Genomic DNA, 2,652 nt, shown 5'->3' with positions numbered 1-2,652 from the left:
AATAGTTCTAGCCTCCCAGCTCTCAGTACATATCAGAGTTTTCAAAAAAGGAGCTTCGACTTTATCGTCGCTTTTTTAGGTTTGTTAGCTTTGTGGTGGCTGATAATCATTGCTTATATTACCGCTTCGTTTGACACTCGTAGCAATGGATTTTTTGTTCAAGGGCGTGTAGGAAAAAATGGTAGAGTCTTTAAAGTTGTTAAAATAAAGACGATGCGACCTATTAAGGGCTTGGATACGACAGTAACACAAAGTGGTGACCCTCGGATTACGTCGTTAGGCGCATTCTTCAGAAAAACTAAGATCGATGAATTGCCTCAATTATGGAATGTTTTACTTGGTCAGATGAGCTTTGTTGGTCCTAGACCTGATGTGCCAGGTTTTGCGGATAAACTCCAAGGCGAAGAACGTGCGGTACTGTCCCTAAGACCTGGGATCACTGGGCCTGCTACGCTAAAATACCGAAATGAAGAAGAAATTTTGGCTGCTCAGGAAGACCCTGAAGCTTATAATCGTGATGTTATTTTCCCTGATAAGGTTAGAATAAATGTCGATTATATTCGTGTCTGGTCGTTCAAACAGGACATTAATTATATAGTCAGAACGGTTTTACATTAGTGGCTTAACTAACCTTAAGCTAGTACTAAAGTCCTATTATTCCAATGGTTGTTTTATGTCTAAAGTAAGTTTATCTCCTTGGCCTTCTTTTACCCAAGAAGAGGCTGATGCTGTGCAGAAAGTTCTTTTATCTAACAAAGTGAACTACTGGACTGGCCAAGAAGGGAGAGAGTTTGAAAAAGGATTCGCTAAGTTTGCGGACTGTGAATATGCCATAGCCGTTTCAAATGGAACGACAGCGTTGGACTTAGCTCTTAAGGGACTTGGTATTAGGGCTGGGGATGAAGTTATAGTGACCTCTCGAACATTTATAGCATCTATTAGTTCAATTGTTACCGCTGGTGCAACTCCAGTGTTTGCGGATGTTGATCGAGATTCGCAAAATATATCGCCCGAAACGATTGAAGCAGTAATTACGGATAAAACTAAAGCTATCATTTGTGTTCATCTCGCCGGGTGGCCCTGTGAGATGGATGGTATTATGGCTTTAGCTGAAAAACATGCTCTTAAGGTCATCGAAGATTGTGCTCAAGCTCATGGTGCTAGATATAAAGGGAAATCCGTAGGTTCGATAGGTCATGTTGGCGCTTGGTCTTTTTGCCAGGATAAGATCATGACTACTGGCGGTGAAGGTGGCATGGTTACGACAAATGATAAGAACCTATGGAATTTTATGTGGTCTTATAAAGATCACGGTAAGAGTTACGATGCGGTATATAACAGAGAACACCCTCCTGGTTTCCGTTGGTTGCATGAATCATTTGGTACAAACTGGCGTTTAACTGAGATGCAATCTGCTATAGGACGTATTCAGCTAACTAGAATGGCTGAGTGGACTAGAGTTAGAAATGAACATGCTGGTAAGTTGGTAAAGGTGTGTCGAAACTTTCCTTGTATTCGAGTACCAAACGTTCCAGATTATATTGAGCATGCCAATTACAAGTTCTATGTCTTTGTTGAGCTTGATCAGCTTGCTGATGGTTGGACCCGAGATAAAATTGTTAACACGTTAAATGAACTTGGCGTTCCCGCAATGCAAGGAAGTTGCTCTGAAGTGTATTTAGAGAAAGCTTTTGATAATACCCCTTTTCAACCTAAGGAAAGTCTACCAATGGCAAAGGAGTTAGGTGAGACGAGCCTTATGTTATTGATTCATCCAACTATAACGTCTGAACAGATGGATGCAGTTGCTTCACATTTGACTGATGTATTAACTCAAGCTACTAAGTAGGGTGTTGATTTCTGCTTTATGACTAATACCTAGAATGAAGCATGATTATATAGACTCACTTAGAGGGGTTGCCATAATCATGGTGATTGGCGTACACACCTCTCATAGTGTAGGCATCATCGAAGGTTGGCTTGGTTACATGGCTAAATACGGACAAATGGGCGTTCAACTCTTTTTCGTTGTTTCCGCCTATACTCTATGTATGTCATTTGATCGGCGAAGTGGTGAATCTCGCCCATTACTGAGCTTTTATACGCGAAGGTTTTTCAGAATTGTACCCGTATATTATCTTGGAATTATTGGGTATTTTACGTATCGCTCCTTGATGGCAAGTATAAAGGCTGGTGACTTAGTTATTCCTGAGCAGTATAGCGTTCTGAATACTGCTGCGAATGTATTTTTTCTTCACGGTTTATTTCCTCCTGCAAATAATTCAATTGTTCCTGGTGGTTGGTCTATCGGGACTGAAATGCTTTTTTATTTGTGCTTCCCTTTACTGTTTGTGTTTTTTAATAGACGGGCAACAAGCTTATTAGTAAGTATTGCTCCACTTCTTGTCCTATTTACTGTTTATTTTGTCTTTTATTTCGGCAATGTACTTATTGCGAACAATAGTTTTGTATACTTTAGCTTATTAAATCAAGCCCCCGTTTTTTTGGTTGGTATTGCTTTGTATTTTTTTTTAAATCGTGGAACGATAGATGTTAATAGATTACAACTAAGGAGTGTTATTGGATTAGCTCTATGTATATGTTGCCTTACTTGGGCTTCAATTTATGTTGGGTGGTTTGTAGGTGATGATC

The 2,652-nt window shown here is 39.9% G+C and carries 3 protein-coding genes; all 3 read left to right on the top strand.

Features of this window, described 5'->3' with window-relative positions; translation table 11 throughout:
- The coding region (locus tag A3757_RS14940) for a sugar transferase (RefSeq protein ID WP_231878290.1) at window positions 1-618 on the top strand (618 nt) is incomplete at its 5' end.
- A gap of 55 nt (window positions 619-673) precedes the next feature.
- The gene (locus A3757_RS14935) at window positions 674-1,849 is read left to right on the top strand and encodes a DegT/DnrJ/EryC1/StrS aminotransferase family protein (RefSeq protein ID WP_068739856.1); all 1,176 of its coding nucleotides are present in this window, start codon (window positions 674-676) and stop codon (window positions 1,847-1,849) included.
- 79 nt (window positions 1,850-1,928) lie between these two features.
- On the top strand, window positions 1,929-2,652 hold a 724-nt coding region (locus A3757_RS14930; RefSeq protein WP_197470062.1), incomplete at its 3' end, for an acyltransferase.

It is taken from the genome of Oleiphilus sp. HI0117 (assembly GCF_001635235.1).
This window is presented reverse-complemented; position numbering and strand designations above follow the sequence as displayed.